The 24151-nt window shown below is 59.4% G+C and carries 26 protein-coding genes, 1 tRNA gene and 1 pseudogene; 17 read left to right on the top strand and 11 right to left on the bottom strand.

Features of this window, described 5'->3' with window-relative positions; all coding sequences use genetic code 11:
* Positions 1-2 precede the first annotated feature (2 nt).
* From cyoC to H043_RS0112520, 4 genes are all read left to right on the top strand, one after another.
* Complete coding sequence (cyoC, locus tag H043_RS0112535; RefSeq protein ID WP_003227982.1) at positions 3-626, top strand: cytochrome o ubiquinol oxidase subunit III; 624 nt, start codon at positions 3-5, stop codon at positions 624-626.
* Positions 626-961: a cytochrome o ubiquinol oxidase subunit IV gene (gene cyoD, locus H043_RS0112530; RefSeq protein ID WP_003227981.1), complete on the top strand. Its 336-nt coding sequence runs from the start codon at positions 626-628 to the stop codon at positions 959-961. The genes cyoC and cyoD overlap by 1 nt, the downstream gene beginning before the upstream one ends.
* A gap of 10 nt (positions 962-971) precedes the next feature.
* Positions 972-1859, top strand: a complete 888-nt coding sequence (gene cyoE / locus H043_RS0112525) for a heme o synthase (protein WP_003227980.1) — start codon at positions 972-974, stop codon at positions 1857-1859.
* A 311-nt stretch (positions 1860-2170) separates the two neighbouring features.
* Positions 2171-2662 (top strand): RidA family protein, encoded by a 492-nt coding sequence (locus H043_RS0112520; RefSeq protein WP_027612161.1) that lies wholly within the window; start codon positions 2171-2173, stop codon positions 2660-2662.
* 67 nt (positions 2663-2729) lie between these two features.
* Here H043_RS0112520 and H043_RS0112515 read toward each other — a convergent pair whose 3' ends face one another.
* The 3 genes from H043_RS0112515 to H043_RS0112505 form a co-directional block, all read right to left on the bottom strand.
* Positions 2730-3431, bottom strand: coding sequence for a hypothetical protein (locus tag H043_RS0112515; RefSeq protein ID WP_027612160.1), 702 nt, complete (start codon positions 3429-3431; stop codon positions 2730-2732).
* 119 nt (positions 3432-3550) lie between these two features.
* Complete coding sequence (locus H043_RS0112510) at positions 3551-5071, bottom strand: HAMP domain-containing sensor histidine kinase (RefSeq protein ID WP_027612159.1); 1521 nt, start codon at positions 5069-5071, stop codon at positions 3551-3553.
* Entirely contained in the window at positions 5068-5778 is a 711-nt protein-coding gene (locus H043_RS0112505; protein ID WP_027612158.1) for a response regulator transcription factor, read from the bottom strand. Before H043_RS0112505 ends, H043_RS0112510 begins: the two co-directional genes overlap by 4 nt.
* A gap of 151 nt (positions 5779-5929) precedes the next feature.
* Between H043_RS0112505 and msrB the strand changes: the two genes are divergently transcribed.
* From msrB to msrA, 3 genes are read left to right on the top strand one after another with little or no spacing between them, the layout of a single operon-like run.
* Entirely contained in the window at positions 5930-6448 is a 519-nt protein-coding gene (gene msrB, locus H043_RS0112500; RefSeq protein WP_027612157.1) for a peptide-methionine (R)-S-oxide reductase MsrB, read from the top strand.
* A gap of 43 nt (positions 6449-6491) precedes the next feature.
* On the top strand, positions 6492-8267 hold the full coding sequence (locus H043_RS0112495) for a cytochrome c biogenesis protein DipZ (RefSeq protein ID WP_027612156.1): 1776 nt from the start codon (positions 6492-6494) through the stop codon (positions 8265-8267).
* A gap of 15 nt (positions 8268-8282) precedes the next feature.
* A complete protein-coding gene (msrA, locus tag H043_RS0112490) occupies positions 8283-8987 on the top strand; it encodes a peptide-methionine (S)-S-oxide reductase MsrA (RefSeq protein WP_027612155.1) in 705 nt (234 codons plus the stop codon).
* A 10-nt stretch (positions 8988-8997) separates the two neighbouring features.
* Here the strand turns inward: msrA and H043_RS29110 are convergent.
* Positions 8998-9401: pseudogene (locus tag H043_RS29110) on the bottom strand (GNAT family N-acetyltransferase).
* Between the two features lie 53 nt (positions 9402-9454).
* Positions 9455-10360, bottom strand: a complete 906-nt coding sequence (locus H043_RS0112480; RefSeq protein ID WP_027612153.1) for a LysR family transcriptional regulator — start codon at positions 10358-10360, stop codon at positions 9455-9457.
* Between the two features lie 102 nt (positions 10361-10462).
* On the opposite strand from H043_RS0112480, the gene H043_RS0112475 reads away from it, so the two are divergent.
* On the top strand, positions 10463-11635 hold the full coding sequence (locus H043_RS0112475) for an aspartate aminotransferase family protein (protein WP_027612152.1): 1173 nt from the start codon (positions 10463-10465) through the stop codon (positions 11633-11635).
* A 237-nt stretch (positions 11636-11872) separates the two neighbouring features.
* On the opposite strand, the gene H043_RS0112470 is transcribed toward H043_RS0112475, so the two are convergent.
* From H043_RS0112470 to H043_RS0112455, 4 genes are all read right to left on the bottom strand, one after another.
* The gene (locus H043_RS0112470; RefSeq protein ID WP_027612151.1) at positions 11873-12256 is read right to left on the bottom strand and encodes a hypothetical protein; all 384 of its coding nucleotides are present in this window, start codon (positions 12254-12256) and stop codon (positions 11873-11875) included.
* A gap of 32 nt (positions 12257-12288) precedes the next feature.
* On the bottom strand, positions 12289-14208 hold the full coding sequence (locus H043_RS0112465) for an alkaline phosphatase D family protein (protein ID WP_027612150.1): 1920 nt from the start codon (positions 14206-14208) through the stop codon (positions 12289-12291).
* A 72-nt stretch (positions 14209-14280) separates the two neighbouring features.
* Positions 14281-15012 (bottom strand): hypothetical protein, encoded by a 732-nt coding sequence (locus H043_RS0112460; RefSeq protein ID WP_027612149.1) that lies wholly within the window; start codon positions 15010-15012, stop codon positions 14281-14283.
* A gap of 110 nt (positions 15013-15122) precedes the next feature.
* On the bottom strand, positions 15123-15497 hold the full coding sequence (locus H043_RS0112455; RefSeq protein WP_049827877.1) for a hypothetical protein: 375 nt from the start codon (positions 15495-15497) through the stop codon (positions 15123-15125).
* Between the two features lie 119 nt (positions 15498-15616).
* Between H043_RS0112455 and H043_RS0112450 the strand changes: the two genes are divergently transcribed.
* Positions 15617-16366 (top strand): hypothetical protein, encoded by a 750-nt coding sequence (locus tag H043_RS0112450; protein WP_027612147.1) that lies wholly within the window; start codon positions 15617-15619, stop codon positions 16364-16366.
* Positions 16367-16391: 25 nt separating this feature from the next.
* On the opposite strand, the gene H043_RS0112445 is transcribed toward H043_RS0112450, so the two are convergent.
* Positions 16392-16721 (bottom strand): hypothetical protein, encoded by a 330-nt coding sequence (locus H043_RS0112445; RefSeq protein ID WP_027612146.1) that lies wholly within the window; start codon positions 16719-16721, stop codon positions 16392-16394.
* A gap of 264 nt (positions 16722-16985) precedes the next feature.
* Here H043_RS0112445 and H043_RS0112440 point away from each other — a divergent pair, with 264 nt between their 5' ends.
* Both H043_RS0112440 and H043_RS0112435 read left to right on the top strand, forming a co-directional pair.
* Positions 16986-17246: a DUF6429 family protein gene (locus H043_RS0112440; RefSeq protein WP_027612145.1), complete on the top strand. Its 261-nt coding sequence runs from the start codon at positions 16986-16988 to the stop codon at positions 17244-17246.
* 67 nt (positions 17247-17313) lie between these two features.
* Entirely contained in the window at positions 17314-17670 is a 357-nt protein-coding gene (locus tag H043_RS0112435) for a hypothetical protein (protein WP_027612144.1), read from the top strand.
* Positions 17671-17836: 166 nt separating this feature from the next.
* Here H043_RS0112435 and H043_RS0112430 read toward each other — a convergent pair.
* Positions 17837-17921, bottom strand: a tRNA-Leu gene (locus tag H043_RS0112430).
* Positions 17922-18029: 108 nt separating this feature from the next.
* Between H043_RS0112430 and queA the strand changes: the two genes are divergently transcribed.
* The 6 genes from queA to H043_RS0112400 all read left to right on the top strand — a co-directional run bounded on the left by queA (position 18030) and on the right by H043_RS0112400 (position 24133).
* Complete coding sequence (queA, locus tag H043_RS0112425) at positions 18030-19094, top strand: tRNA preQ1(34) S-adenosylmethionine ribosyltransferase-isomerase QueA (protein WP_027612143.1); 1065 nt, start codon at positions 18030-18032, stop codon at positions 19092-19094.
* 14 nt (positions 19095-19108) lie between these two features.
* Complete coding sequence (tgt, locus tag H043_RS0112420) at positions 19109-20224, top strand: tRNA guanosine(34) transglycosylase Tgt (RefSeq protein WP_177325625.1); 1116 nt, start codon at positions 19109-19111, stop codon at positions 20222-20224.
* 43 nt (positions 20225-20267) lie between these two features.
* The gene (gene yajC / locus H043_RS0112415; protein ID WP_003227923.1) at positions 20268-20606 is read left to right on the top strand and encodes a preprotein translocase subunit YajC; all 339 of its coding nucleotides are present in this window, start codon (positions 20268-20270) and stop codon (positions 20604-20606) included.
* A gap of 64 nt (positions 20607-20670) precedes the next feature.
* A complete protein-coding gene (secD, locus tag H043_RS0112410; RefSeq protein ID WP_027612141.1) occupies positions 20671-22539 on the top strand; it encodes a protein translocase subunit SecD in 1869 nt (622 codons plus the stop codon).
* Between the two features lie 9 nt (positions 22540-22548).
* Complete coding sequence (gene secF, locus H043_RS0112405; RefSeq protein ID WP_027612140.1) at positions 22549-23463, top strand: protein translocase subunit SecF; 915 nt, start codon at positions 22549-22551, stop codon at positions 23461-23463.
* A gap of 121 nt (positions 23464-23584) precedes the next feature.
* The gene (locus tag H043_RS0112400) at positions 23585-24133 is read left to right on the top strand and encodes a glycine zipper 2TM domain-containing protein (protein WP_027612139.1); all 549 of its coding nucleotides are present in this window, start codon (positions 23585-23587) and stop codon (positions 24131-24133) included.
* Positions 24134-24151: the final 18 nt, after the last annotated feature.

Here is a 24151-nt window from a genome sequence, read left to right as displayed (position 1 = left end):
CCATGTCGAACTTAGTGACCAATGTTGGACACGCCCATGGTGACCATGGGCACGATGACCATCACCACGACTCGGGCGAGATGACCGTATACGGTTTCTGGCTCTACCTGATGACCGACTGCATTCTGTTTGCGTCGATCTTCGCGGTGTACGCAGTACTGGTAAACAACGTCGCCGGTGGCCCGTCGGGCCACGACATTTTCGAACTGCCATACGTGCTGGGCGAAACCGCTCTGCTGTTGTTCAGTTCGATCACCTACGGCTTCGCCATGCTGGCGTTGTACAAAGGCAAGAAGCAGCAGGTTCTGGGCTGGTTGTTCATGACCTTCCTGCTCGGCGCAGGCTTCATCGCCATGGAGATCAACGAGTTCCACCTGCTGATCTCCGAGGGCTTCGGTCCTAGCCGTTCGGGCTTCCTGTCGGCGTTCTTCACCCTGGTCGGTACCCACGGTCTGCACGTGTCCGCGGGTCTGATCTGGATGGGCATCATGATGTACCAGGTCAACAAGCACGGCCTGACGGCGACCAACAAGACCCGTCTGAGCTGCCTGAGCCTGTTCTGGCACTTCCTGGACGTGGTGTGGATCTGCGTATTCACCGTTGTTTACCTGATGGGGACTCTGTAATGGCTAATGCACACTCCCATGACAGCCATGATGCTGGCCACGGCAGCGTAAAGTCGTACGCCATCGGCTTCATCCTGTCGGTGATCCTGACTGCCATCCCGTTCGGCCTGGTGATGTTCCCGACCTTGCCGAAGTCGACCACGCTGGCAATCGTTCTGTTGTTCGCAGTAATCCAGGTGATTGTTCACCTGTACTACTTCCTGCACCTGGACCGTTCGATTGCACAACGTAACAACGTGATCGCGTTTGTCTTTACGGCCATCGTGATCCTGCTGCTGGTTGGCCTGTCGCTGTGGATCATGTTCAGCATCCACACGTACATGATGGCGAAGTGAGGTAGACCCGATGTCGCTCAAGCACTTTATCCAAATCACCAAACCGGGGATCATTTTCGGTAACGTGCTTTCTGTGGCAGGCGGGTTCTTCCTGGCCTCGAAAGGGCATGTAGATCTGGCGGTGTTCCTGGCCGCCATGATCGGCACTTCCCTGGTTGTGGCCTCCGGTTGCGTGTTCAACAACTGCATCGACCGCGACATCGACCTGAAGATGGAACGCACCAAGAACCGGGTGCTGGTGCAGGGCTTGATCTCCCTGAAACTGGCCCTGGTCTACGCGACCATCCTGGGTGTTCTCGGCGTTGCCTTGTTGTACAAGGTGGCCAACCCGTTGGCCGCCCTGTTCGCGGTAATCGGCTTCATCATCTACGTCGGCTTCTACAGCCTGTACCTCAAGCGCAAGTCGGTGCACGGCACGCTGGTGGGCAGTCTGTCGGGCGCCATGCCGCCGGTGATCGGTTACGTTGCCGTAACCAACAGCTTCGACATGGCCGCACTGACCCTGCTGGTGATGTTCAGCCTGTGGCAGATGCCGCATTCCTACGCCATCGCGATCTTCCGTTTCAACGACTACCTGGCCGCATCGATTCCGGTGTTGCCCGTCAAGCGCGGAATCGAAGTGGCCAAGAAGCACATCCTGCTCTACATCCTGGCGTTCCTCGTGGCGACCTTGATGCTGACCTTCAGCGGTTACGCCGGCATGAGCTACCTCGCGGTCGCCGCGGCCATGGGCATGTACTGGTTGTACATGGCCTGGACCGGCTACAAGGCGGTGGATGACACGGTCTGGGCACGCAAGCTGTTCGTGTTCTCGATCTTCACCATCACCGCCCTGAGCGTCATGATGTCCCTGGACTTCAAGGTGCCCGCCGAGCTGCTGCTGACGTACGCGCCGTAAGGCTGGATGGCTTCACGAAAAACCCCGCACATTGAGAGATGTGCGGGGTTTTTTGTTGGGTAAATTATGCTGAATCGAGGTGACACCATCGCGAGCAGGCTCGCTCCCACAGGGGATTTGTGAACGACGCCAATCAAATGTGGGAGCGAGCCTGCTCGCGATGGCGTGCGCCACCGATTTCGAAGGTTGCGCAGTACTGGCAAACCACCTAGATTTGGATCCAGTCTTCAGTGATAGCGCCATGCCACTTCCTCGGCGCTCAACTGTTCCACTCCGCGATTCTTCATGCACTGATCAAAAGGCTGGGCGAAATGACTGAGAGGATGACCTGCGACGAACGTTTCATTGCCCTGGCACACGAGCTGAACTACGACATCTATGGCGAGAATACCGCCGGCGGCAATTATGCGCCGCTGATCCGTCATCGCGATGAGTTGTACATCAGCGGCATGGTGCCGCGGGTCAATGGCAGGATTCTGTATCCCGGTCGCGTGGGGTTGGAGTTGACCCTCAAGGACGCCCAGGCCGCCGCGAGCATCAGTGCCATGCGCTGCCTGGCGCTGATTGTCGATGCGGTGGGTTCGCTGGACAAGATTCGGGCGTTGTTGCGGGTCACGGTGTATGTGAAGTCGACCCCGGACTTCGTAGACCTGAGCGAAGTGGCCAACGGTGCATCGGATGTATTCAGCCATGTGCTCGGCGATGCCGGCCGGCACACTCGCACTACGGTCGGTGTCTATCAGTTGCCAAAGAACGCCGCGGTTGAAGTCGACATGATCGCGGCGGTGCAGCCGGAAGTCTGACCGTTATGCCGCCCAACAAAAAGCCCCGCCTGAATCTCAGAGCGGGGCTTTTTTGTCGGTGCCGGGATTACTGCGCGGCGATGCTGTAACCATCGAACGCGGTTTGCTGTTGCAGGGCGGTGATAATGTTCTTGCGGTTGATCGCGTGTTCGGTGCCGGCGTTGTCGATGAAGGTCTCGCCCTCCAACTCGGCTTCTTCGCCTTCACCGATGAAGGTGAAACCGAGGAACTCCAGCGCTTCACGGTCAACGTTCAGACGCGAACGCGGCGTGCGCAGCGGCAGGGTCACGCTGCTGCCGTCCTTGCTGATGGTGAAGATTTCCAGTTCTTTCTTCTTGGCAGCCTTGCCCTTGCCGCCACTCGGATTGCTGATCGCCTGGTGGGTCTGATTCAGCACTTTGAGCGCGAGGCCGTAGACGATTTCCTGGAACGCCGGATCGTCCTTGAAGCAGGACAGGATGCGGCCGATCGAGAACTTGCTGCTCAGGTCTTCGAGGGCGGCGAGGTCGGCGGCCTCGGCGTCTTTCAGCGCCTTGAGCTGGCCCATCAGCTCGTAGGCCTTGTCGTCATCGAAGCTGTCGTGCGCCTGACGGATCGCGGCGCGCAGCTCGCGGATCTGGTCACTTTCGCGGGTCGACTGGAAAGCATCCAGCACCATCTCGCTGATGATTTTGGCTTGTGGAAGGTGTTGTGAAAGATTGATGGAGTTTTCGTATTCCGCTTTGGACGATTCGGTGACTACGGATTCAGCGGTGTTGAAATCGGACATTGAAATTTCACTACTTTTTTAACTTGAGTGGAAACGAGAAAGCGCGAGGTCTTTTTCAGGCCGGTTAATTTAGGGGAGCGGGGCGGCGTTGTCACGGAACAACAGTCCGGTGGTGCGGATTATTTGTCTGGCGTGTTCAGGTTCATCGAGCGCACCATCCACTGTTCAGCGGTTTGCTGATCGGTCGGCAGCGTGAAGCGGAAAGTCGCCCCGCGCCCGGCGACATCGATCAACTGAATGTCACGCCCGTGCAGTTGCAGGATGCGGTGGACGATCCGCAGGCCCAGTCCACCGTCACGCCGCGCGCCGCCAATATTGAAAGGACGCAGGAACAGACCTTCGCGCAGATCCGGAGCGATGCCGGGGCCGGTGTCGCTGACCGTGACTTCGACCAAGGCGCCCAGGGGTTTCAAATCCAGCTCGATTTCACCGCCCGCAGGCGTGTGGCGCAAGGCGTTATCCACCAGGTTGGTCAGCACCCGTTCGATCAACCCAAGGTCGGCGCACACCGTCGGCAGGTTCGGACCGAAGCTGGCCTTGAGTTCGACGTGGCGTGCTTCGGCGGCCAGTTCGAATTTCTGGAAGATGTCCTGCAGCAGATCGATCAGCGAGAAGCGCTCCAGTACCGGCTGCACGAAACCGTGCTCCAGACGTACCAGCTCCAGCAGCGATTGCGCCAACCCGCCGACCTTGCGGCTCTGATCCAGCGCGATGCCCAGATACCGGCGGCGTTCTTCGGCGGTGAGTGTGGCGTCCTTGAGCGTCAGGGTTTCCAGATAGCCGTGCAACGAGGCCAGCGGTGTGCGCAGGTCGTGAGAAATGTTCGCCACCAGTTCGCGGCGCTCCTGATCCTGGCGGGTCAACGAGCGCCACTGTTCACCCAGTCGGTTTTGCATCTGCCGGAAGGCGCCATCGAGTACGGCGATTTCATCCGGGTCAGCGCTTTTATCCACAGCCACTGAAGGTGCAGGCAGAGGTTGCGGCGCGCCATCAATGTCGAACCGGCTGACGGTTTCGGTCAATCGGCGCAGTGGCCGGGTGATCAGGTTGAACGCCGTGAGACCCGCGATCAGGCACAACAGCGCCACCAGCCCGATCGACAGCAACGCCGTATTGAGTGCAGCACTGGTCGCGCCCCGTTCAGCGAAGCGATCGTGTTCTTCACTGAGCAACACCACGTACAGATAACCGGCGGGCTTGCCGTTGACCCGTAACGGCGCGGCACTGAAGACCTTGCGCCCGTCGGCACTGCGCGGGTCATCGCCGAGAATAGGCAACGGCTGGTCATCGAGCAGCCGGCGGATCGGCGCCAGATCGACCGTCTCCCGGCGCAGATGTCCTTCCGGCGCCGCATTGCCGACAATCCGCCCCTCGATGTCGAGCAGGTACACCTCGACACTCGGGTTGACCAGCATCAGCTTGCTGAACAGTTCGCGCACGGCGCCGGGCATCAGGCCATGGCTGTCCATCAGCACCGTGTCATGGGCGATGTGCTGTGCCAGTTCCCGCGACAGGCCTTGCACCACTTCCAGTTCATGCATCTTGCTGGAGCGCACCTGCAGCCATGCCGAGGTGCCGCAGCACACCAGCAGCAAAACGGCGAACACCAGCGACAGGCGCTGCGACAGGTTCAGTCTCATGGTTGTTCCGTGCCGAATTTATAGCCGCGACCCCACACAGTGAGGATGCGTGTCGGTTGCGCCGGATCGCTTTCGATTTTCGCCCGCAGGCGATTGATGTGCGTGTTCACCGTGTGTTCATAACCCTCGTGGCTGTAGCCCCACACCGCGTTCAGCAGGTCCATGCGTGAGAACACCTTGCCCGGCTGTCGGGCGAAGAAATACAGCAAGTCGAACTCTCGCGGAGTGAGGTCCAGACGCGCACCGTTGAGGGCGACGTCGCGGGTGATCGGGTCGATGCTCAAACCATCGAGACTGAGGCTGCCGGCGTCCATTTTCAGGTTGCGCGCCATGGCGTCGACCCGGCGCAGCAAGGCTTTGACCCGAGCCACCAGTTCCAGCATTGAAAACGGTTTGGCAAGGTAATCGTCGGCACCCAGCTCCAGACCCAGAATGCGGTGCAATTCGCTGGAGCGGGCGCTGGTGATGATGATCGGCGTATAGCGCGCCATCGCCCGGGCGCGGCGGCAGATTTCCAGGCCGTCGACCCCCGGCAACATCAGGTCGAGGATCAGTGCATCCCATTGTCCCTGTTGCAACAGGCGCATGCCTTCGTCGCCGTCTGCACAGTGCACGACGTCGTAATGCTCATCGCGCAGGTGCAGGCAAATCAAATCGGCGATGTGTTGGTCATCCTCGACCACGAGGATGCGTCTGGTTAATTCCATCAAGCTCAATCCTTCGGCGCAGTGAGCGCATTGTGCGGGTTTTCCTCGGGGCGAGTTATCACGAATTCGTTAACTTCCCGTGAGGATTTGGCGATCAACCCAAGCCTAGGCTGTGTTCCATGACAGGCACCTGGAATTTTTGGAGACGGCCATGTTTTCACGGCGACAGATTCTCGTAGCGAGCGGCGGGCTGGGGGTTGCAGCTCTGGTGGCGGGTGTATTGCCAAAATTTTCCTCGGGCGCCGCACTGATCGAGCAAGCCCATGCCGATGAGGTTTTCGAGGTGAGCCACAGCGACAGTGAATGGCACTCGCTGCTCTCGGACGAGCAGTACGCCATCCTGCGCGAAGAAGGCACCGAACGGGCCTATACCAGCCCGCTCAACGACGAGCATCGCAACGGCACATTTGCCTGCGCGGGTTGTGATCTGGCGCTGTTTTCATCGGCGACCAAGTTCGACAGCCGCACGGGCTGGCCGAGTTTCTGGGCACCGTTGGAACATGCGGTGGCCACGCGTCAGGACCGATCGTTCGGCATGTCACGCAATGAAGTGCACTGCCGACGCTGCGGCGGGCACTTGGGACATGTGTTCGACGACGGCCCGAAACCCACCGGCCTGCGCTATTGCATGAATGGCTTGGCGATGACGTTCAAACCCGTGGCGGCATGAGCCATGGCCATTTTTCGATGTTCACTTTCTACAGGACGACACCATGTGGCTCTTGGTTCTCGCTTATCTGGGCGGTGTGCTGACGATCGTCAGTCCGTGCATCCTGCCTGTTCTGCCTTTTGTCTTCGCTCGCACCGGGCAGCCGTTTATCAAGAGTGGCTTGCCGCTCTTGGCCGGGATGGCGCTGACTTTCGCCCTCGTCGCCACACTGGCGGCGGTGGGCGGCGGTTGGGTGGTGCAAGTCAATCAGTACGGGCGCTGGCTCGCGTTGCTGTTCGTTGCACTGTTCGGGCTGACGCTGCTGCTGCCGGGCCTCGCCGAGCGCCTGACGCGACCGCTGGTCTCGGCCGGCAGTCGGTTGTCCGAAGCCGCGGGCCAGGACAATCGTCCGCGTCCCGGCGCCTCGTTTCTGATTGGCGTCGCCACGGGTCTGCTCTGGGCACCGTGCGCCGGGCCCATCCTCGGTTTGATTCTGACCGGAGCCGCGCTGCAAGGGGCAAGCATCGCCACCACGCTGTTGTTGCTCGCCTACGCGGCGGGCGCCGCGACTTCACTGGCGGCGGCGCTGCTGCTGGGCAGTAAGGTCTTTGCGTTGATGAAACGCTCGATCGGTACGGGGGAGTGGATCCGGCGCGGGTTGGGGGCGGCGATGCTGGCGGGTGTCGCAGCGATTGCGCTGGGCCTCGACACCGGGCTGTTGGCGCGGCTGTCGACGGCTTCCACGGGCGGGATTGAACAGGCGCTGGTCGGCAAGCTGTCCAGCAAATCGCCGACGGGCAACGGAACCATGATGGCGCAGATTCCTGCTGCCGGCGGGGCGATGAAAGTTGCCGACAAGGCACCTGGAACACTACCGGTTGAAGGCCAGTTGCCGCCGCTCAATGGCGCCGTGCAATGGCTCAATTCGCCACCGCTGGACGCCCAGGCATTGAAGGGCAAAGTGGTGCTGGTGGATTTCTGGACCTACTCCTGCATCAACTGCCTGCGCACCTTGCCATACGTCAAAGCCTGGGCGGAAAAGTACCGCGATCAAGGCCTGGTAGTGATTGGCGTGCACGCCCCGGAATTCGCTTTCGAGCGCGATGTCGGCAATGTCACTAAAGCCATGAAGGAGCTGGGTATCAACTATCCGGTCGCCATCGATAACGGCTACAAAATCTGGCGTGCTTTCAACAACGAATACTGGCCGGCGCATTATTTTGCCGATGCTCAAGGACGGATTCGTTACCACCATTTTGGCGAAGGGGATTACGCCGAGTCGGAACGGGTCATACAGCAGTTGCTGCGTGAGGCCGGGGCGAAAACCGTCGCCGACGGCTTGATCAACGCCGATGCCCAAGGCGTGCAACAGGCGCCGGACATGAATCAGGTGCTGTCACCGGAAACCTACGTCGGCTACCAGCGTGCGGAACATTTCGTACCGGAAACCGGGCTGGTGCCTGACAAGGTCGCGACCTATAACCCACCCGCCAACCTGACCCTGAATGACTGGAGCCTTGGCGGCCAGTGGGCCGTCGGTGCCGAGCAGGCCACCGCCAGCGCGCCGGCCAGTCGCATCGTCTACCGCTTCCACGCCCGCGATCTGCATCTGGTGCTGGGCCCGGGTGCGGATGGCAAACCGGTGCGTTTCAACGTGTCGATTGACGGGCAGGCGCCGGGTGACGCCCACGGTGTCGATGTCGCCGCGGATGGCAGCGGCCGCGTGACCGAGCAGCGCCTGTATCAACTGGTACGGCAAACCGACGAGGTGAAGGACCGGACCTTCACCATCGAATTTCTTGACCCGGGCGTATCGGCTTACGCCTTCACCTTCGGCTGATCGGGAGTGCGCAACATGAAAGCTCAAAACAACTGGCGACGTGCATTGCTCGGCGTCGCCATGGCAGGTGTGATCGGTCAGTGCTCGGCGTTCTCTTTCGGTGCAGAGGACGCGGTGGTCATCCCGCCGCCAGTCCTCGACGAAACCACTCAGGCGCACAGTGAAACCGCGGTGTTCGCCGGTGGTTGTTTCTGGGGCGTGCAAGGGGTTTTCCAACACGTCAAAGGTGTGCAGAAAGCCGTTTCCGGTTATGCCGGCGGTGCGGCGAACACGGCGGAATATGAGCGGGTCAGCGAGGGCGACACCGGTCATGCCGAGTCAGTACAAGTCACCTTCGATCCGACGCAAGTCAGCTACGGCAGCCTGCTGCAGATCTACTTTTCGGTGGCCCACAACCCGACCGAACTCAACCGCCAAGGGCCGGACAGCGGCACGCAATATCGCTCGGCGCTGTTCCCGGTCAATGCCGATCAACAACGTGTGGCCCAGGCCTACATCGCCCAACTCGACGCGGCGCATGCCTACAACAAACCGATCGTCACCCAACTGGAAACCTACAACGGCTTTTACCCGGCGGAGGACTATCACCAGGATTTCCTCACCGAACACCCGAGCTATCCGTACATCGTGATCAACGACATGCCCAAGGTGGCGCAGTTGAAGCAGTTGTTTGCGCAGCGTTATCAGGAGAAACCGGTGTTGGTGAAAAGCGGGAGTTGAATCTCACGTGTTACTTGAGCCTTGGGCGCTCCATGGCAATCACCGATGTTTCAAACCCCAAACTGGCAAAAAACGCCTCCGCACCTTCGCGCCCGGCGCGCAGGACCCAAGTGATCTCGGGGTTGTCCCCATGACATGCTCGACCAGTGCGCGCCCGACGCCGGCGCGCCGATGCTGGCCATCAACCACGACCATCGACAGATAACCGTTGGACAAACCATCGGTGATGCCTCGGGCGAAACCGATGATCTGCTCGCCGCTCAGCGCGACGGCAGTGCGTTGCGAGTTTTCGATGAGTTGGGCGAAGTAGTCGCTGGAGCCTGTTCGGTGTCCCCAGCCATGTTGGTTGAGAAACATCCGCACCGGCTCCACTTCTTCGGGCAACAGATCGCGTACGGTAAGGTCGTTTCTCATCGATAACAGCATCCTTGTCGGCAATCACCGGAGCGTAGTCGATAGCAATTGAGTCAGGATCTGCCCCAGGTTTTCATCGCGAACTCGACGAAGCGCCGCAGCTTCGGCAAACGATAACGATCCGGGGCATACAACAGATGCAAAGGGCGGCTCGGTGGCTGGTAATCGGGGATCACCGTCACCAGTTTGCCGTCGCGCAGATCCTGTTCCACCAGCGCATCCGGCAACATCACGATGCCCATGCCGGTGCGCGCTGCCTGATGCAGGCCGGCCGAGGTGTTCATCAGCATCGGGCCGCTGACGTCGACCAGAATCTCGCCGTCCGGGCCGCTGAGGCGCCAGCGTTTTTCCACTGATTGCCAGTCATCGCCGGCAGGGTAGGCGAAGGACAGGCAGTCGTGTTGTTGCAGGTCTTGCGGGGTGATCGGCATGCCGCGTCGGGCGACGTAAGCCGGCGAGGCGCACACGGTCAGGGTGTAATCGATCAGCGGTCGGGCGATCAGGTTCGACTGCTCGAAATGCCCCAGTCGAAACGCTACGTCGAGGCCGCTTTCCAGCAGATCCGGGCGGCGGTTGGTCAGCACCACGTCCATCTTCACCTGCGGGTATTGCAGGGAGAATTCGCTGAGCGCCGGGGCCAGGCGTTCGACGCCAAAAGTCAGCGGCGCGGTGATGCGTAGCAGACCACGTGGTTCATCAAGGGCCTGTTCGGCGAGGCGTTCGGAGTCGGCCACCAAGCCCAAAACATCCAGACAGCGCTGGTAGTAAACGCTACCGAACTCGGTCAGTCGCTGCCGGCGGGTGGTGCGCTGCAGCAACTGCACGCCGAGCCTTTGCTCCAGTGCGCGGAGGTGATTTCCGACCATGGTCGTGGACATTTCGCACTGCAACGCAGCTGCCGTCATGCTCCCGGCTTCCACGACCTTCACGTAGACGCTCATTGCCTGCAACAGGTCCATTATCAAGCCCTGCTTTTAAATGATTGAAGTTTTGCCGAGTTTATCCAGTTCTGGTGGCTAACCATACTGCAAACACACCGACCTTCACTGGAGTTTGAAGTCATGACCGCCGCCCTGATGAACACCTACCAATCGCTGGCTCTGAGTTTCACCAGAGGTCTGGGCACTCGCCTGTGGGATCAGGCCGGTCGTGAATACCTGGATGCTGTCGCCGGGGTTGCGGTGACCAATGTCGGGCACTCGCACCCACGGATCGTCGCGGCCATCAGTGAGCAGGCCGGAATGCTGCTGCACACCTCCAATCTGTACAGCATCGACTGGCAGCAGCAACTGGCCAAACGGCTGACTGAGCTGTCGGGCATGGATCGCGCGTTCTTCAATAACTCGGGTGCTGAGGCTAACGAAACCGCACTGAAACTTGCGCGCTTGTACGGCTGGAGCAAAGGTATCGGACAGCCGCTGGTGGTAGTCATGGCCAACGCATTTCATGGCCGCACGCTCGGCACGTTGTCGGCGAGTGATGGCCCAGCGGTGCGGCTGGGCTTCAATGATCTGCCGGGGGATTTCGTCAAAGTGCCTTTCGGTGATCTGGCGGCGCTGGATCAACTGCAGCAAAAGCATGGCGAGCGCATCGTGGCGATTCTGGTCGAGCCGATCCAGGGCGAAAGCGGCGTGCAACTGGCGCCGCCCGGCTACCTCAAAGCTCTGCGGGAAGTGTGCAATCGGCGCGCCTGGCTGCTGATGCTCGACGAAATCCAGACCGGCATCGGCCGCACCGGTCAGTGGTTTGCGTTCCAGCATGAAGGTATCGTGCCGGACGTCATGACCCTGGCCAAAGGCCTCGGCAACGGTGTGCCGATCGGCGCCTGCCTGGCACGGGGCAGAGCGGCGGACCTGTTCACTCCCGGCAGCCATGGCAGCACCTTCGGCGGCAACCCGCTGGCCTGCCGGGTCGGTTGCACGGTGCTGGATATCATCGAAGAACAGGGCTTGCTGGAAAATGTCCGGGTGCAGGGTGAGCGCCTGTTGACCCGCCTGCGCGCCGAACTGGCAGACAACCCCAATGTGTTGGCGATTCGCGGGCAGGGCTTGATGATCGGCATCGAGTTGAAACAGCCGATTCGCGATCTGACGCTGATTGCGGCGCGGGATCATGGATTGCTGATCAACGTGACGCGTGGCAAGACGATACGGCTGTTGCCGCCGCTGACGATTGATGAGCGGGAGGTGGGGATGATTGTCAGAGGTGTGGGGCTGGCGGTCTCAACTGACTGAGAGGCACGAAATTGAACGAAGAGGCGTCCGTATTTGCACGAATTCCATTGTGCATTTCTGCGATAGATCTCAGCAGCCTTCTAGCATTGGCCGGGGAGCTTAAAAGGTAAGTCGTTGTATCGATTTCTAAAGGGTCTGGCTTTCTTTTTCGCATGGCTCTGCTTCCTGTGTAAGGGAGGCAGAGTATGAACCAGCGATTCCAGAGATGTTTCCTTAAAAACTGTAATCCCCTTCCGACTACTTTAACGTCTTAAATCCGCTGTATCTGTCAGGAAGTTCGGCGCCTGTTAGCAGGCAGTCGAAAACAATCTCTGGATCTACCTGGCACCAATATACAAATCTCAACTCTTCCAAATTGACCAGTGTCGACTGGGCGTCGACCAGAAAACGCGGCTCCCGCCATTGTTGGGCAACTACAGCTAGGGCCTGAGGGCCGCGTACGATCCAGGTCGCACATCCACCAGCAATGCTTGGCAGATAACCATTGTGGAGTAGTAGGCGCAGGGCATCCTCCAGGGTTTCACTCACTTGCAGGTTGATCCAGCGCGCATGGGGAGCCTCGCAATCATCGCCGGCATGTACGCTGTCGCGGGTGATAAGTAATCGCGAAGGTATCGTCATTGCAATCTCACTATGGGCAAAAGGAAACCATATCAATCAGGATAATCCCCCAACTCCGGCGCCAGCATCCGCGTCTTCACCGCCCCGTTCGAATTGTGCTGAATGATCTCGCTCGGCTGTCCCTGCGCATTGAAAAACACCTGGCCGATCCCGGCTGAATTCCACAGCCGTTCACCCGCTTCGGCATGTTCCGGGGTATAGGGCATGATGCGCATGCGTCGGCGTTTGGTGAACCAGTTCAACGGCGAGCGCGGCGAGTAGAGCCAGCGGTTGAGGCGGTCAAACCATTCCAGCAGGGTTTTCGGGAACTCGTTCTTGATCCCGCTGCTGGTGATCTGCCAGATCCGTGGCCCGGCCTTGCGGTGTCGGATAAGCACTTCGTAGACGAAGGAATAATGCACATCGCCGGACAGCACCACGTAGTTTCCGGGTGTGCGGGTGTGTCGGAAAATGTTCAGGATCACCTGCGCGGCGCCGCGATGAGCCATCCAGTTTTCCGCGTCGACCAGCAGCGGATAACCGCACCAGCTGAAAACCTTCTGCACGGTTTCAATCAGCTTCACGCCGAAGATCGGCGCGGGGGAAACGATGATTGCTGACGGATGATCGAGCAATTCCTGCTGCAGTTCGCTCAGGGCTTCCCAGTCCAGCAAACCGGAGGGTTGCTTGAGTGCCATCTCGCTGCGCCAGCGGCGGGTGCGGGTGTCGAGCACCACCAGCGCCGGGCTGGTTGGCAGCACGAAATGCCAGTGCTGAAAGCGCAGCAAATCATCGATCAGCGCGTCCTGCACCGGGCTGTCGAGATATTGATCGTCACCACTGGCGCTCAGGCGTCTGGTGTTCTCCAGCACATCCTTGAACGCATCCGGATTGTTGCCCCAGCCCTGACACAACATGTACGCGATCAAGGCGTTGCCGATGATGCGTTTGGAGAACGGATGGCCGTAGGCGGTTTCCTCCCATTGCGCGGAAAGATTCCAGTCATCGGTGATGTCGTGGTCATCGAAAATCATCAGGCTCGGCAGGTGCGCCAGCGCCCGGGCAACGTTGGCCAACCCGGCCTTGAAACCATCGATTCGGGTCTGCTCCAGGGTGTAGCGCTTCAAGCGTTCAGGCGTCAGGGACGGAACAGCAGGATTGATCAGCGTCCAGGCAACCGGCGACCACACCAGCAAGTACATCGCCATCACTTCGGCGAACGTGACCAGATGATTGTCGGCGCTGCTGCTGGTGAAAATCGGCTTGCGCGCACCGCCGAAAAATCGCTCGCGCAAGGTCTCGTTGCTCTCCAGCGCCGGTAACAGATCCGCGCGGTGGTAGTAGCTGGCCGGGTGTTCGTAGAGTTTGGCGCTGTCGCTGACTACGGCACCGTCGAGGTATTCGTCGAACAGACCGAGGCGCTCGATCAACGCATGAATCGCCCGCAGCATCGGGCCGGCAACATCGTCGGCGTAAACCTGGTCGCCGCTCATCATCAGCAGCGCTGGGCGTTGTTGCGGATCGGTTTCGCCGGACAGCAGTTGATCGACGCACAGCAGACCGTCTGCCGCCGGATGATGTGGTTTGCGGCAGGAGCCATGCAGCAACTGATCAATCCGTGAGCGCACGACGAGGTTTGGACAGCGGGCATTGCCGTACAGCAGGTGCGGCGCCCATTCGGCGATGGGCGTCTGGCCGTCGATCAGCAGGTCATAGTCGATGCGCGTGTCACAGGGCAGGGCGCTGTCGAGCACAACGTCAATCAAATGAACGAACGCATGACGGCCTACAGGAATGACCGTGCACTTCCCGGCATCGAGAGGGATGTCTCCTACGCCTTGCAGGCGCAACGTCAGCGACAGTTGACGCGTACCGACCAGCCACAGCACCACGCGCGTGGTTTCCAGCCGGCGCAGCAGTGGGCCGGCCAAGACGGGAGGCAGCGGATTCAGGTCAGCAGATATCGGGGACATTCGGGGGCAAAGCTCAAGGCGCACAGGCTGGCGATGATAGCGCAGCCGGCGCCTTGAACCCTTAAACGAGGCTTAAGAACCGACCTTCTGCAATTTCAGATTCAGCAGTCGCCATTCGGCGGACGCGGGTTGCTCCTGCACCGAACAGTCGAAGCGATAAGTGACGTCATCACCGTTCATGTTGCGCGCGGTGACCTTGTTGCTGAGGGTGTAGACCTGATCTTTGAAGCGCTTGGTGACAATGGCAGAACTGTCGGCGAAGCGCTCCGACGCGGGGAAGCGCAGTGTGCTGGTGACCACCGTGCCGCAAATGACATACGCGAGCATCGATTTATCGCTGTCTGCATTTTGCCCAAGCTTGTCGCGCAGCGCGGTGAGCGCTTTACGGCCCTGCGCGTCGCTCTGATCCAGGACGGTTTTTTCCGATATCGATTTCGGCGCCCGGCTGGCGTAATTCGGCAGCAGTGCGGAATCCGGCGGAGAAGGTTGATTATCCGGCTCGATCGCGGCAAAGCCCGGCGCGTTTTCCAGCACCGCGGACGTTGAATCCGACTCGGCTTCGGGCAACAGACTGGTGGTGACATCGTTCTGTGCGATCACGTCTTCGACTGGCGCCTTTTCGGCTTTATGCGCCGACGGGAACAACGACAGGAAGATCGACAGCACCACCATGCCGACGATAAAACCACCCGCCGCGCCAACGATGTTGCCGTAAAACAGATTCCAGCTGCCGCGGTTTTTCACCACCCAGCGCCACATCAAACCCCAGGCGGCGATAAATGCCAGAAAACTCAGAAACTCCATTCGATCCTTTCCTTAACCCTTCAATAGCCTGCAAAACAGCACCCACTGGCGGTGAGTGCTGAAGATGGACGGCAAGATATCAAAATAGAGGTCTGACGCCACGAAGACATTCACATGCCGAGATTGGGCGGATTGATCTGAACAAAAAACATGATCGCCGTTATGCCGGCCACAACGCCGCAAAGGCCGGCCAGTAGCTGACGCGCGACAGGGTGTTCGACCTGCGAGCGACGTGCCACCAGCATCCATACGCCGGTCAGCGCCGCGGCAGTCGCCAGCATTTCCAGAAGCGATCCCATGACCCCCGGGACCGGTGGCCGGCTAGAGCCGAACAGACCGACACAAAGCTGCGAAACCACCAGGCCGACAATCATGCCGCTGGCCGCACCCAACACATTGGCAAGTAGCAGATTCCACGCACCACGCTGCCTGACGACCCAGACCCACATGCCTATCCAGGCGATAAAGAAAAACACAACATCCATCGTATCCATCCTTCGAAACCCGTCACGGTACAAACGCTCGGCACCTTGCCGACAGTGGACGGCACGATAGCAAAATAGTAGCGTCGCGCCACTTTCTTGATTCCTGTAATGGACTACTCATGCCAAAAGCCGCTTCTGTTCTGCGCTTGCTCTGTGCAATCACGTGCGCCGCTGTCATTACCCCGGCATTCGCCGAGTGGAAGGAGCCCCCGGAAAGCAGCTGGCAGTATTACCTCGCCAACTGCCAGCGAATGCAGGAGAAAATCGCCGACGTCCAGAGCGGTCGCGCACCCAGCGCCTATGAGGTGATCGGCGATCTGGAGAACAGCCTGCGGAGCATGAACCAGCGCCGCTCGAACCTGACGCCGCAATACCTCGGCTCCCGCGAATTCGCGCAATGCGAAAACGTCGCCGCCCAGGCCGAAGCAACCACTGCGCAAGGCAATGCCGAGTTCGCCGCCAGAATGAACCAGGCCGCCGAGCAAGGCCGCATCGCCCACCAGAACTCCCCCGAGTACAAACGCGCCCGTTCACTCGGCTACAGCGACGTCGGCGAGATCTCCTTCCTCAAACTGCACGAAGACATGGACGGCGAAGCCCGCCTGAAAACCATGCTCATCACCGTCGACGAAATCTGCGGCCAACACTTCCGCGCCACGCAATATGTAAAGCCGTACGTCATCTACACCGTGCGCCCGTCGGATGGCGGCTGTGGCGAGGAAAAACGCGTGGCGATCGTCGGTGGCCGGTCGGTGGAGAAGGGCGATTACATCGATGAGCGGGGCGAGTTTCAGTATGTGGGCTGGAAGAAGATTGTGGGGGCGGATGGGTTTCCCACGGATATTCGGGTGTTGAAGGCTCGACGCTGAAAGACTGTACGGACGGCGCGATGGATCAGAGGATGTCTTTCAGATAACCCTTGAGCGCGAGGAGCGGCTGATCAAGCTGCTCCAGCGACTGCGCCTGACTGAAATCGGCTGACAGCTTGTGCAGCTCCCGCCCCAGCGGTTTCTCGACGCCGCCCAACGCATCCATCGCCAAGCCCAGGCACTCGTTCATCTTGAACTGGATGGTCTCGACATCACCCCGGCGCACCAGCAGTTCGAAAACGTCTTTCTGATAGTCACCCATAACCATGTCATCCCGCAGAATCGGGCTCAGGCCTTCCTCCTCGTAAGCGAGTTTGAGAGAGAACAGGGCGACGGTTTCCAGTGACTTTTCCATGGTTGGCCTTGGAGGTCCTTAAGCATGAGTCTTGAAAGTCGGAACGACCAACGAAAGCCGCTACGGGCGGCAGACCGCGTGCGGGCGGGCGTGATTATACTGAGCGGACGCATCAGGTGCAGTCCTTAGGCAAAACAGGTTGCACGGACAGCGCCGAGACATTCAATGACCTAAGCAACAGAACGAGTTTCTCAGGATGGCCAGCGAGTATGAGCTGCCAGACAAACTCAACGATAGTTCAGGCACATGAGCGGAGCGACGATCATGGAATACGACGAAAAGTTGATTGAAGAGGCTGTGCTTGCCCTGTTGGCCGCTTTCAGTTCCGACGACGGCAATGCATGGAAAGGCTTCGATTTTGAAGTCATGAACCGATTGCATGAGCAGGGTCTCATCAGTAATCCGGTAAACAGGAACAAATCGATCTGGTTGACGGAGGAGGGCCAGGAACGAGGTCGTCAGATAGCTGAGCGTTTGTTTGGGGGAGTTGTTCAAGCCCCGCGTGCGCCTGATCCAGATATCTGAGTTCCTGTATCGGCTCGTCGTTTGAACTGCGCCGCGCCAGTGGAACGCAAATGGAGGGGTTTTCCCGTTGGAGCATTTTCTGAATGAACCACAACTGACAAACGTTAGAGCTGCACTGTCCGAACCGTTCAACCATTTTCCCACTGATTACGATTACATCGCATGCCAGCTAAAAGGCGTCGATCCAGCGGTGCTCTACGAGATTTTTTATTCAGAAGTAGCGCCGGTGTGCTTCATGAACATTGCAGCGGTTTTGCCGACTGTCTGGACAGGTTTTGACCCTGATTGGCTCAGGGGCGAGATAGAGGAAAGGCTTGTGGCGCGGCAGCGTAATTGGTTTCGCAGGTTGTTCGACAAGTTGCTGATTCGTTGGTTGAAATACAACTACGACCATATGTGGCAAGAAATCGCCAGCAGGCTTTGAGCTTGTGGCGAGCGTCTGAAGTTCTTCGCTTTTAGCGATAAATACTTCGCCAAGTTTATCGCGCAACCGGTCTCATCGCTGGTGAGCAGGTGGCCATTAAGTGAAGAGGAGGCTCTTTCCGACAGACGAAAAAAAAGGCCTTGCTAAGCAAGACCTTTCTTAATTTTGGTGCCCCGAGGGAGACTCGAACTCCCACTCCTTTCGAAAACGGATTTTGAATCCGCCGCGTCTACCAATTCCGCCATCAGGGCTCAATGGCGGCGAAGTATAGAGAGGTGATTACCGTTGGTCAATCACGTTTCATGGTCAATTTTTGATAATTCCGCTAGACTTTCCGGCCCTGCTAGACGAACCCCATCATGCGCGTTGCTGACTTTACCTTCGAGCTTCCTGATTCGCTGATCGCCCGCCACCCGTTGGCCGAGCGTCGCGGTAGTCGCCTGCTGACCCTTGATGGGCCGAGCGGCGCCCTTGCACACCGTCAATTCACTGATTTGCTTGAGCATTTGCGCCCAGGCGATTTGATGGTATTCAACAATACCCGGGTGATTCCGGCGCGGTTGTTCGGGCAGAAAGCCTCGGGCGGCAAGCTGGAAATCCTCATCGAACGCGTGCTCGATACGCATCGCGTGCTGGCCCATGTGCGCTCCAGCAAGTCGCCGAAGCCGGGTTCGAAGATCCTTATCGATGGCGGTGGTGAAGCCGAGATGCTCGCGCGTCACGATGCGCTGTTCGAGCTGGGCTTTGCTGAAGAAGTGCTGCCGCTGCTCGATCGCGTCGGGCACATGCCGTTGCCTCCTTATATAGACCGCCCGGATGAAGGCTCGGATCGCGAGCGCTATCAGACCGTGTACGCCCAGCGCCTGGGGGCGGTGGCGGCGCCGACGGCGGGGCTGCATTTCGATCAGCCGCTGATGGAGGCGATTGCCGCCAAGGGCGTCGAGACCGCGTTCGTCACGCTGCACGTTGGTGCGGGGACGTTCCAGCCGGTGCGCGTCGACAAGATCGAAGATCACCACATGCACAGCGAGTGGCTGGAAGTCGGCCAGGACGTGGTCGACGCCGTTACCGCGTGCCGTGAGCGTGGCGGGCGGGTGATTGCCGTGGGTACCACCAGCGTGCGTTCGCTGGAAAGTGCCGCGCGCGATGGCGTGCTCAAGCCGTTCAGTGGCGACACCGACATCTTTATCTATCCGGGCCGGCCGTTCCATGTGGTCGACGCCCTGGTCACCAACTTCCATTTGCCGGAATCCACGCTGTTGATGCTGGTTTCGGCTTTCGCCGGTTATCCCGAAACCATGGCCGCTTATAAAGCCGCCGTCGACAACGGCTACCGCTTTTTCAGCTACGGTGATGCGATGTTCATCACCCGTAATCCCGCCCCGACTGCCCCTGAACACACAGGCCCAGAGGAAACAGAATGAGTCGCGAATGTCGCATGTCCTTTGAACTGCTTGCCACCGATGGCAAGGCTCGTCGTGGTCGGCTGACCTTCCCGCGTGGCACCGTCGAGACCCCAGCGTTCATGCCGGTGGGCACCTATGGCACGGTCAAGGGCATGTTGCCGCGTGACATCGTTGCCACTGGCGCGGAAATCATTCTGGGCAACACCTTTCACCTGTGGCTGCGCCCGGGCACCGAGGTGATCAAGGAACACGGCGACCTGCACGATTTCATGCAGTGGAAAGGCCCGATCCTCACCGACTCCGGTGGTTTCCAGGTGTTCAGCCTGGGCGCGATGCGCAAGATCAAGGAGGAGGGCGTGACCTTCGCCTCCCCGGTCGACGGCTCGAAAGTGTTCATGGGCCCGGAAGAATCGATGCAGGTGCAACGCGATCTGGGTTCCGACATCGTGATGATCTTCGACGAATGCACGCCGTACCCGGCTGACGAAGACGTCGCCCGCGTATCCATGGAGCTGTCGCTGCGTTGGGCCCAGCGCTCGAAAAACGCGCATGGCGACAACACGGCGGCGCTGTTCGGTATCGTTCAGGGCGGCATGCACCAGGATCTGCGCATGCGCTCGCTGGAAGGCCTCGACAAGATCGGCTTCGATGGCCTGGCCATTGGCGGTCTGTCGGTGGGCGAGCCGAAGCACGAGATGATCAAGGTGCTGGATTATCTGCCGGGCATGATGCCGGCTGACAAACCTCGTTACCTTATGGGCGTTGGCAAACCGGAAGATCTGGTTGAGGGTGTGCGCCGCGGTGTGGACATGTTCGATTGCGTGATGCCAACCCGTAATGCCCGCAATGGGCATCTGTTCATTGATACAGGCGTGCTGAAGATCCGTAACGCGTTCCATCGCCATGATGATTCGCCGCTGGATCCGACCTGCGATTGCTATACCTGCCAGAACTTCTCCCGCGCTTATCTGCATCACCTGGACAAGTGCGGCGAAATGCTCGGCAGCATACTCAATACCATCCATAACTTGCGCCATTATCAGGTGCTGATGGCTGGTTTGCGCGAGGCTATTCAACAGGGTACATTGGCCGCCTTTGTCGATGCCTTCTACGCCAAACGCGGGCTCCCCGTTCCGCCTTTGGACTGAGTTTTCTGACCCCAAGATTCAACATTTGCAACTGGAGTGCTAAATGAGCTTTTTTATCTCTAACGCCATGGCTGACGCAGCTGCACCGGCTGCTGCAGGCCCAATGGGCGGCGGCTTCGAGTGGATTTTCCTGGTCGGTTTCCTGGTCATCTTCTACCTGATGATCTGGCGTCCACAGGCCAAGCGCGCCAAAGAGCAGAAGAACCTGCTGAGCAGCCTTGCGAAGGGTGACGAAGTGGTCACCACCGGCGGCATCGCCGGCAAGATCACCAAAGTGGCCGATGACTTCGTGGTTCTGGAAGTTTCCGACACCGTGGAAATGAAGTTCCAGAAGGGCGCCATCGCCGCCACGCTGCCAAAAGGCACGCTGAAAGCGATCTAAGGTTCCAACTTCTACTCAATCGACGGGGCGCGCAAGGCGCCCCGCGTTCATAACGGGCGGCGTGATGCTGAACAAATATCCTCTGTGGAAATACATTCTGATCCTGGCGGTGCTGGCGGTCGGTCTGATTTATTCCGCTCCCAATCTATACCCTGATGACCCGGCCATTCAGATCAGCGGCGCCAGCACGGCACTGCAGGTCAATCAGGCCGATCTGGATCGCGTCAGCACCGCGCTGCGTGAGTCCGGGATCAACGTCAAGGCAGCTTCGCTGGCCGCCAACGGCAAGGGCGGTCTGATCCGTCTGACCAAGGCTGAAGACCAGCTGCCGGCCAAGGACGTTGTGCGCAAGGCATTGGGTGATGACTACGTCGTCGCACTGAACCTGGCACAGACCACCCCGCAATGGCTGCGCAATCTGGGCGCGCACCCGATGAAGCTGGGTCTGGACTTGTCCGGTGGTGTGCACTTCCTGCTGGAAGTGGACATGGACAAAGCCCTCGACGCCCGCCTGAAAGTCTACGAAGGCGACGTCAAGAGCCTGCTGCGCAAAGAGAAGCTGCGCTATCGCAGCCTGCCACAACTGGGCGGCGCCATTCAGTTGGGCTTCAGCGATGCTGACTCCCGCGAACAGGCCCGTGCGCTGATCCGCAAGAACTTCAACGATTTCGACATTGTTCCGGCCGATCTCAACGGTCAACCGGTGCTGCGTCTGGCGATGACCCCGGCCAAGCTGGCGGAAATCCGTGAATACTCCATCAAGCAGAACCTGACCACGGTACGTAACCGCGTCAACGAGCTGGGTGTTGCCGAACCGATCGTTCAGCGTCAGGGCGCCAACCGCATTGTGGTTGAGCTGCCGGGCGTGCAGGACACTGCCGAAGCCAAGCGTATTCTCGGCAAGACGGCCAACCTTGAGTTCCGTCTGGCTGCAGAGCCGGGTGCTTCGAAAGCCACTTCCGAAACTTTCGAGTTCCGTGAAGGCAAGCGTCCTCCTGCGCAGATCGAGCGTGGCCTGATCATCACCGGTGACCAGGTGACTGACGCCAAGGCCGGTTTCGGCGAGCACGGCACGCCTGAAGTGAACATCCGTCTGGACGGTCACGGTGGCGAGCTGATGAGCCGCGCGACCCGTTCGAACGTAGGCCGCAGCATGGCGGTGATCTTCATCGAGCAGCGTCCGGTGACCACCTACGTCAAGCAGGTTGTCGACGGCGTCGAGAAAGATGTGCCGGTTCAGACCTTCAAGGAAGAGAAGAAGATCATCAGCCTGGCGACCATTCAGTCGCCGCTGGGCGCGCAGTTCCGCATCACCGGCCTGAACGGCCAGGGTGAATCGTCCGAGCTGGCGCTGCTGCTGCGTGCCGGTGGTCTGGCCGCGCCGATGTACTTCGCGGAAGAGCGCACAATCGGTCCGAGCCTGGGTGCTGACAACATCACCAAAGGTATCGATGCATCGCTGTGGGGCATGCTGTTCGTCTCGCTGTTCATCATCGCCATCTACCGCTTCTTCGGTGTGATCGCCACGGTCGCGCTGGCGGTGAACATGGTGCTGCTGCTGGCGCTGATGTCGCTGCTGGGTGCAACGCTGACCCTGCCGGGTATCGCCGGTATCGTCTTGACCATGGGTATGGCGGTCGACGCCAACGTGCTGATCTTCTCGCGGATCCGTGAAGAGATCGCCGCCGGCATGACCGTGCAGCGTGCAATCAACGAAGGCTTCGGCCGGGCATTCACCGCGATTCTCGACGCCAACCTGACCACTCTGCTGGTCGGCGGCATCCTCTTCGCCATGGGCACCGGCCCGGTGAAGGGCTTCGCAGTAACCATGTCCCTCGGGATCTTTACCTCGATGTTCACGGCCATCATGGTGACCCGCGCAATGGTCAACCTGATCTTCGGCGGACGTGACTTCAAGAAGTTGTGGATTTAAGGGGCTGCCATGTTACGTACAATCAACTTCATGGGCGTTCGCAACTTTGCGTTCGGCGTCACTGTGTTTCTCACCGTTCTGGCCTTGTTCAGCGTTTTCCACAAGGGCATGAACTGGGGTCTGGACTTCACCGGCGGTACGCTCATCGAGCTGACCTACGAGCGTCCGGCTGACGTCACCAAAGTGCGCGAGCAACTGGCGAATTCCGGTTACCACGAAGCCATCGTGCAGAACTTCGGTGCGACCACCGACCTGCTGGTGCGCATGCCGGGTGAAGATCCGCAGCTGGGCCATCAGGTAGCAGACGCGCTGCAGAAAGTCGGCGGCGACAACCCGGCGACGGTCAAGCGCGTCGAGTTCGTCGGCCCGCAGGTCGGTGAAGAGCTGCGCGACCAGGGCGGCCTCGGCATGCTCCTGGCGCTCGGCGGCATCCTGATTTACCTGGCTTTCCGCTTTCAGTGGAAATTCGCGGTCGGCGCCATCGTTTCGCTGATTCACGACGTGATCGTGACTGTCGGTATTCTGTCGTTCTTTCAGATCACCTTCGACCTGACGGTGCTGGCGGCGGTACTGGCGATCATCGGTTACTCGCTGAACGACACCATCGTCGTGTTCGACCGGGTTCGTGAAAACTTCCGTGTGCTGCGCAAGGCTTCGTTGATCGAGAACATCAACATCTCGACCACCCAGACCTTGCTGCGGACCATGGCAACGTCGATCTCCACCTTGCTGGCGATCGCTGCGCTGCTGTTCTTCGGTGGCGACAACCTGTTCGGCTTCTCCATCGCCCTGTTCATCGGCGTTCTGGCGGGTACCTACTCGTCGATCTACATCGCGAACGTGGTGCTGATCTGGCTGAACCTGAGCACCGAGGATCTGATTCCTCCGGCCAACACCGAGAAGGAAGTCGACGACCGTCCATAACGGCCATCGCTTCACCGGTTGTCAGCCCGAAAAAGGCGCGAGTTGAACTCGCGCCTTTTTTTATGCTCCAAGGCTGGGAGAAGCGCGGGCGCGTCCCGCATGTGATGGTCAGGAGGTTCATGTGAACAAGTCGTTGCTGGTTGGTGCGGTATTGGGTGCTGTCGGTGTGACTGCCGGGGGTGCTGTTGCCACCTACAGCCTGGTTAAAAGCGGCCCTGAGTATGCGCAAGTGCTGGCCGTAGAACCGGTCAAAACACAGATCAAGACTCCACGTGAAGTGTGCAAGGATGTTGCTGTAACCCGCCAGGCGCCGGTCAAGGATCAACACCAGATCCTCGGTACCGCGATTGGTGCGGTAGCGGGTGGTTTGCTGGGTAACCAGATCGGCGGCGGTACCGGCAAGAAGATTGCCACGGTCGCTGGCGCGGTCGGTGGCGGTTATGCCGGTAACAAGGTGCAGGAAGGCATGCAGAACCGCGATACCTACACCACCACCCAGACTCGCTGTAACACCGTGAATGACATCAGCGACAAGGTTGTCGGTTACGACGTGCGTTATTCGCTCGATGGCAAGGAAGGCAAAGTGCGGATGGATCGCGATCCGGGCAACCAGATTCCGGTCGACAAGGAAGGCAAGTTGATTCTGTCGCAGAATCAGCCGGCTCAGTAAGGACCGACTGTTTAACAA

Source organism: Pseudomonas sp. URIL14HWK12:I6 (genome assembly GCF_000514195.1).
Classification (GTDB): Bacteria; Pseudomonadota; Gammaproteobacteria; order Pseudomonadales; family Pseudomonadaceae; genus Aquipseudomonas; species Aquipseudomonas putida_A.
This window is presented reverse-complemented; position numbering and strand designations above follow the sequence as displayed.

Bases quoted from the DNA above. Each gene is read 5' to 3' on its own strand.
- yajC (WP_003227923.1), top strand. From the start codon at position 20,268: ATGAGCTTTTTTATCTCTAACGCCATGGCTGACGCAGCTGCACCGGCT.
- msrA (WP_027612155.1), top strand. From the start codon at position 8,283: ATGAAAGCTCAAAACAACTGGCGACGTGCATTGCTCGGCGTCGCCATG.
- H043_RS0112440 (WP_027612145.1), top strand. From the start codon at position 16,986: ATGGAATACGACGAAAAGTTGATTGAAGAGGCTGTGCTTGCCCTGTTG.
- H043_RS0112465 (WP_027612150.1), bottom strand. From the start codon at position 14,208: ATGTCCCCGATATCTGCTGACCTGAATCCGCTGCCTCCCGTCTTGGCC.
- H043_RS0112455 (WP_049827877.1), bottom strand. From the start codon at position 15,497: ATGGATGTTGTGTTTTTCTTTATCGCCTGGATAGGCATGTGGGTCTGG.
- queA (WP_027612143.1), top strand. From the start codon at position 18,030: ATGCGCGTTGCTGACTTTACCTTCGAGCTTCCTGATTCGCTGATCGCC.
- H043_RS0112520 (WP_027612161.1), top strand. From the start codon at position 2,171: ATGACTGAGAGGATGACCTGCGACGAACGTTTCATTGCCCTGGCACAC.
- H043_RS0112470 (WP_027612151.1), bottom strand. From the start codon at position 12,256: ATGACGATACCTTCGCGATTACTTATCACCCGCGACAGCGTACATGCC.
- H043_RS0112515 (WP_027612160.1), bottom strand. From the start codon at position 3,431: ATGTCCGATTTCAACACCGCTGAATCCGTAGTCACCGAATCGTCCAAA.
- tgt (WP_177325625.1), top strand. From the start codon at position 19,109: ATGTCCTTTGAACTGCTTGCCACCGATGGCAAGGCTCGTCGTGGTCGG.
- H043_RS0112450 (WP_027612147.1), top strand. From the start codon at position 15,617: ATGCCAAAAGCCGCTTCTGTTCTGCGCTTGCTCTGTGCAATCACGTGC.
- H043_RS0112505 (WP_027612158.1), bottom strand. From the start codon at position 5,778: ATGGAATTAACCAGACGCATCCTCGTGGTCGAGGATGACCAACACATC.
- cyoD (WP_003227981.1), top strand. From the start codon at position 626: ATGGCTAATGCACACTCCCATGACAGCCATGATGCTGGCCACGGCAGC.
- H043_RS0112510 (WP_027612159.1), bottom strand. From the start codon at position 5,071: ATGAGACTGAACCTGTCGCAGCGCCTGTCGCTGGTGTTCGCCGTTTTG.
- H043_RS0112445 (WP_027612146.1), bottom strand. From the start codon at position 16,721: ATGGAAAAGTCACTGGAAACCGTCGCCCTGTTCTCTCTCAAACTCGCT.
- secF (WP_027612140.1), top strand. From the start codon at position 22,549: ATGTTACGTACAATCAACTTCATGGGCGTTCGCAACTTTGCGTTCGGC.
- secD (WP_027612141.1), top strand. From the start codon at position 20,671: ATGCTGAACAAATATCCTCTGTGGAAATACATTCTGATCCTGGCGGTG.
- cyoC (WP_003227982.1), top strand. From the start codon at position 3: ATGTCGAACTTAGTGACCAATGTTGGACACGCCCATGGTGACCATGGG.
- cyoE (WP_003227980.1), top strand. From the start codon at position 972: ATGTCGCTCAAGCACTTTATCCAAATCACCAAACCGGGGATCATTTTC.
- H043_RS0112495 (WP_027612156.1), top strand. From the start codon at position 6,492: ATGTGGCTCTTGGTTCTCGCTTATCTGGGCGGTGTGCTGACGATCGTC.
- H043_RS0112460 (WP_027612149.1), bottom strand. From the start codon at position 15,012: ATGGAGTTTCTGAGTTTTCTGGCATTTATCGCCGCCTGGGGTTTGATG.
- msrB (WP_027612157.1), top strand. From the start codon at position 5,930: ATGTTTTCACGGCGACAGATTCTCGTAGCGAGCGGCGGGCTGGGGGTT.
- H043_RS0112475 (WP_027612152.1), top strand. From the start codon at position 10,463: ATGACCGCCGCCCTGATGAACACCTACCAATCGCTGGCTCTGAGTTTC.
- H043_RS0112480 (WP_027612153.1), bottom strand. From the start codon at position 10,360: ATGGACCTGTTGCAGGCAATGAGCGTCTACGTGAAGGTCGTGGAAGCC.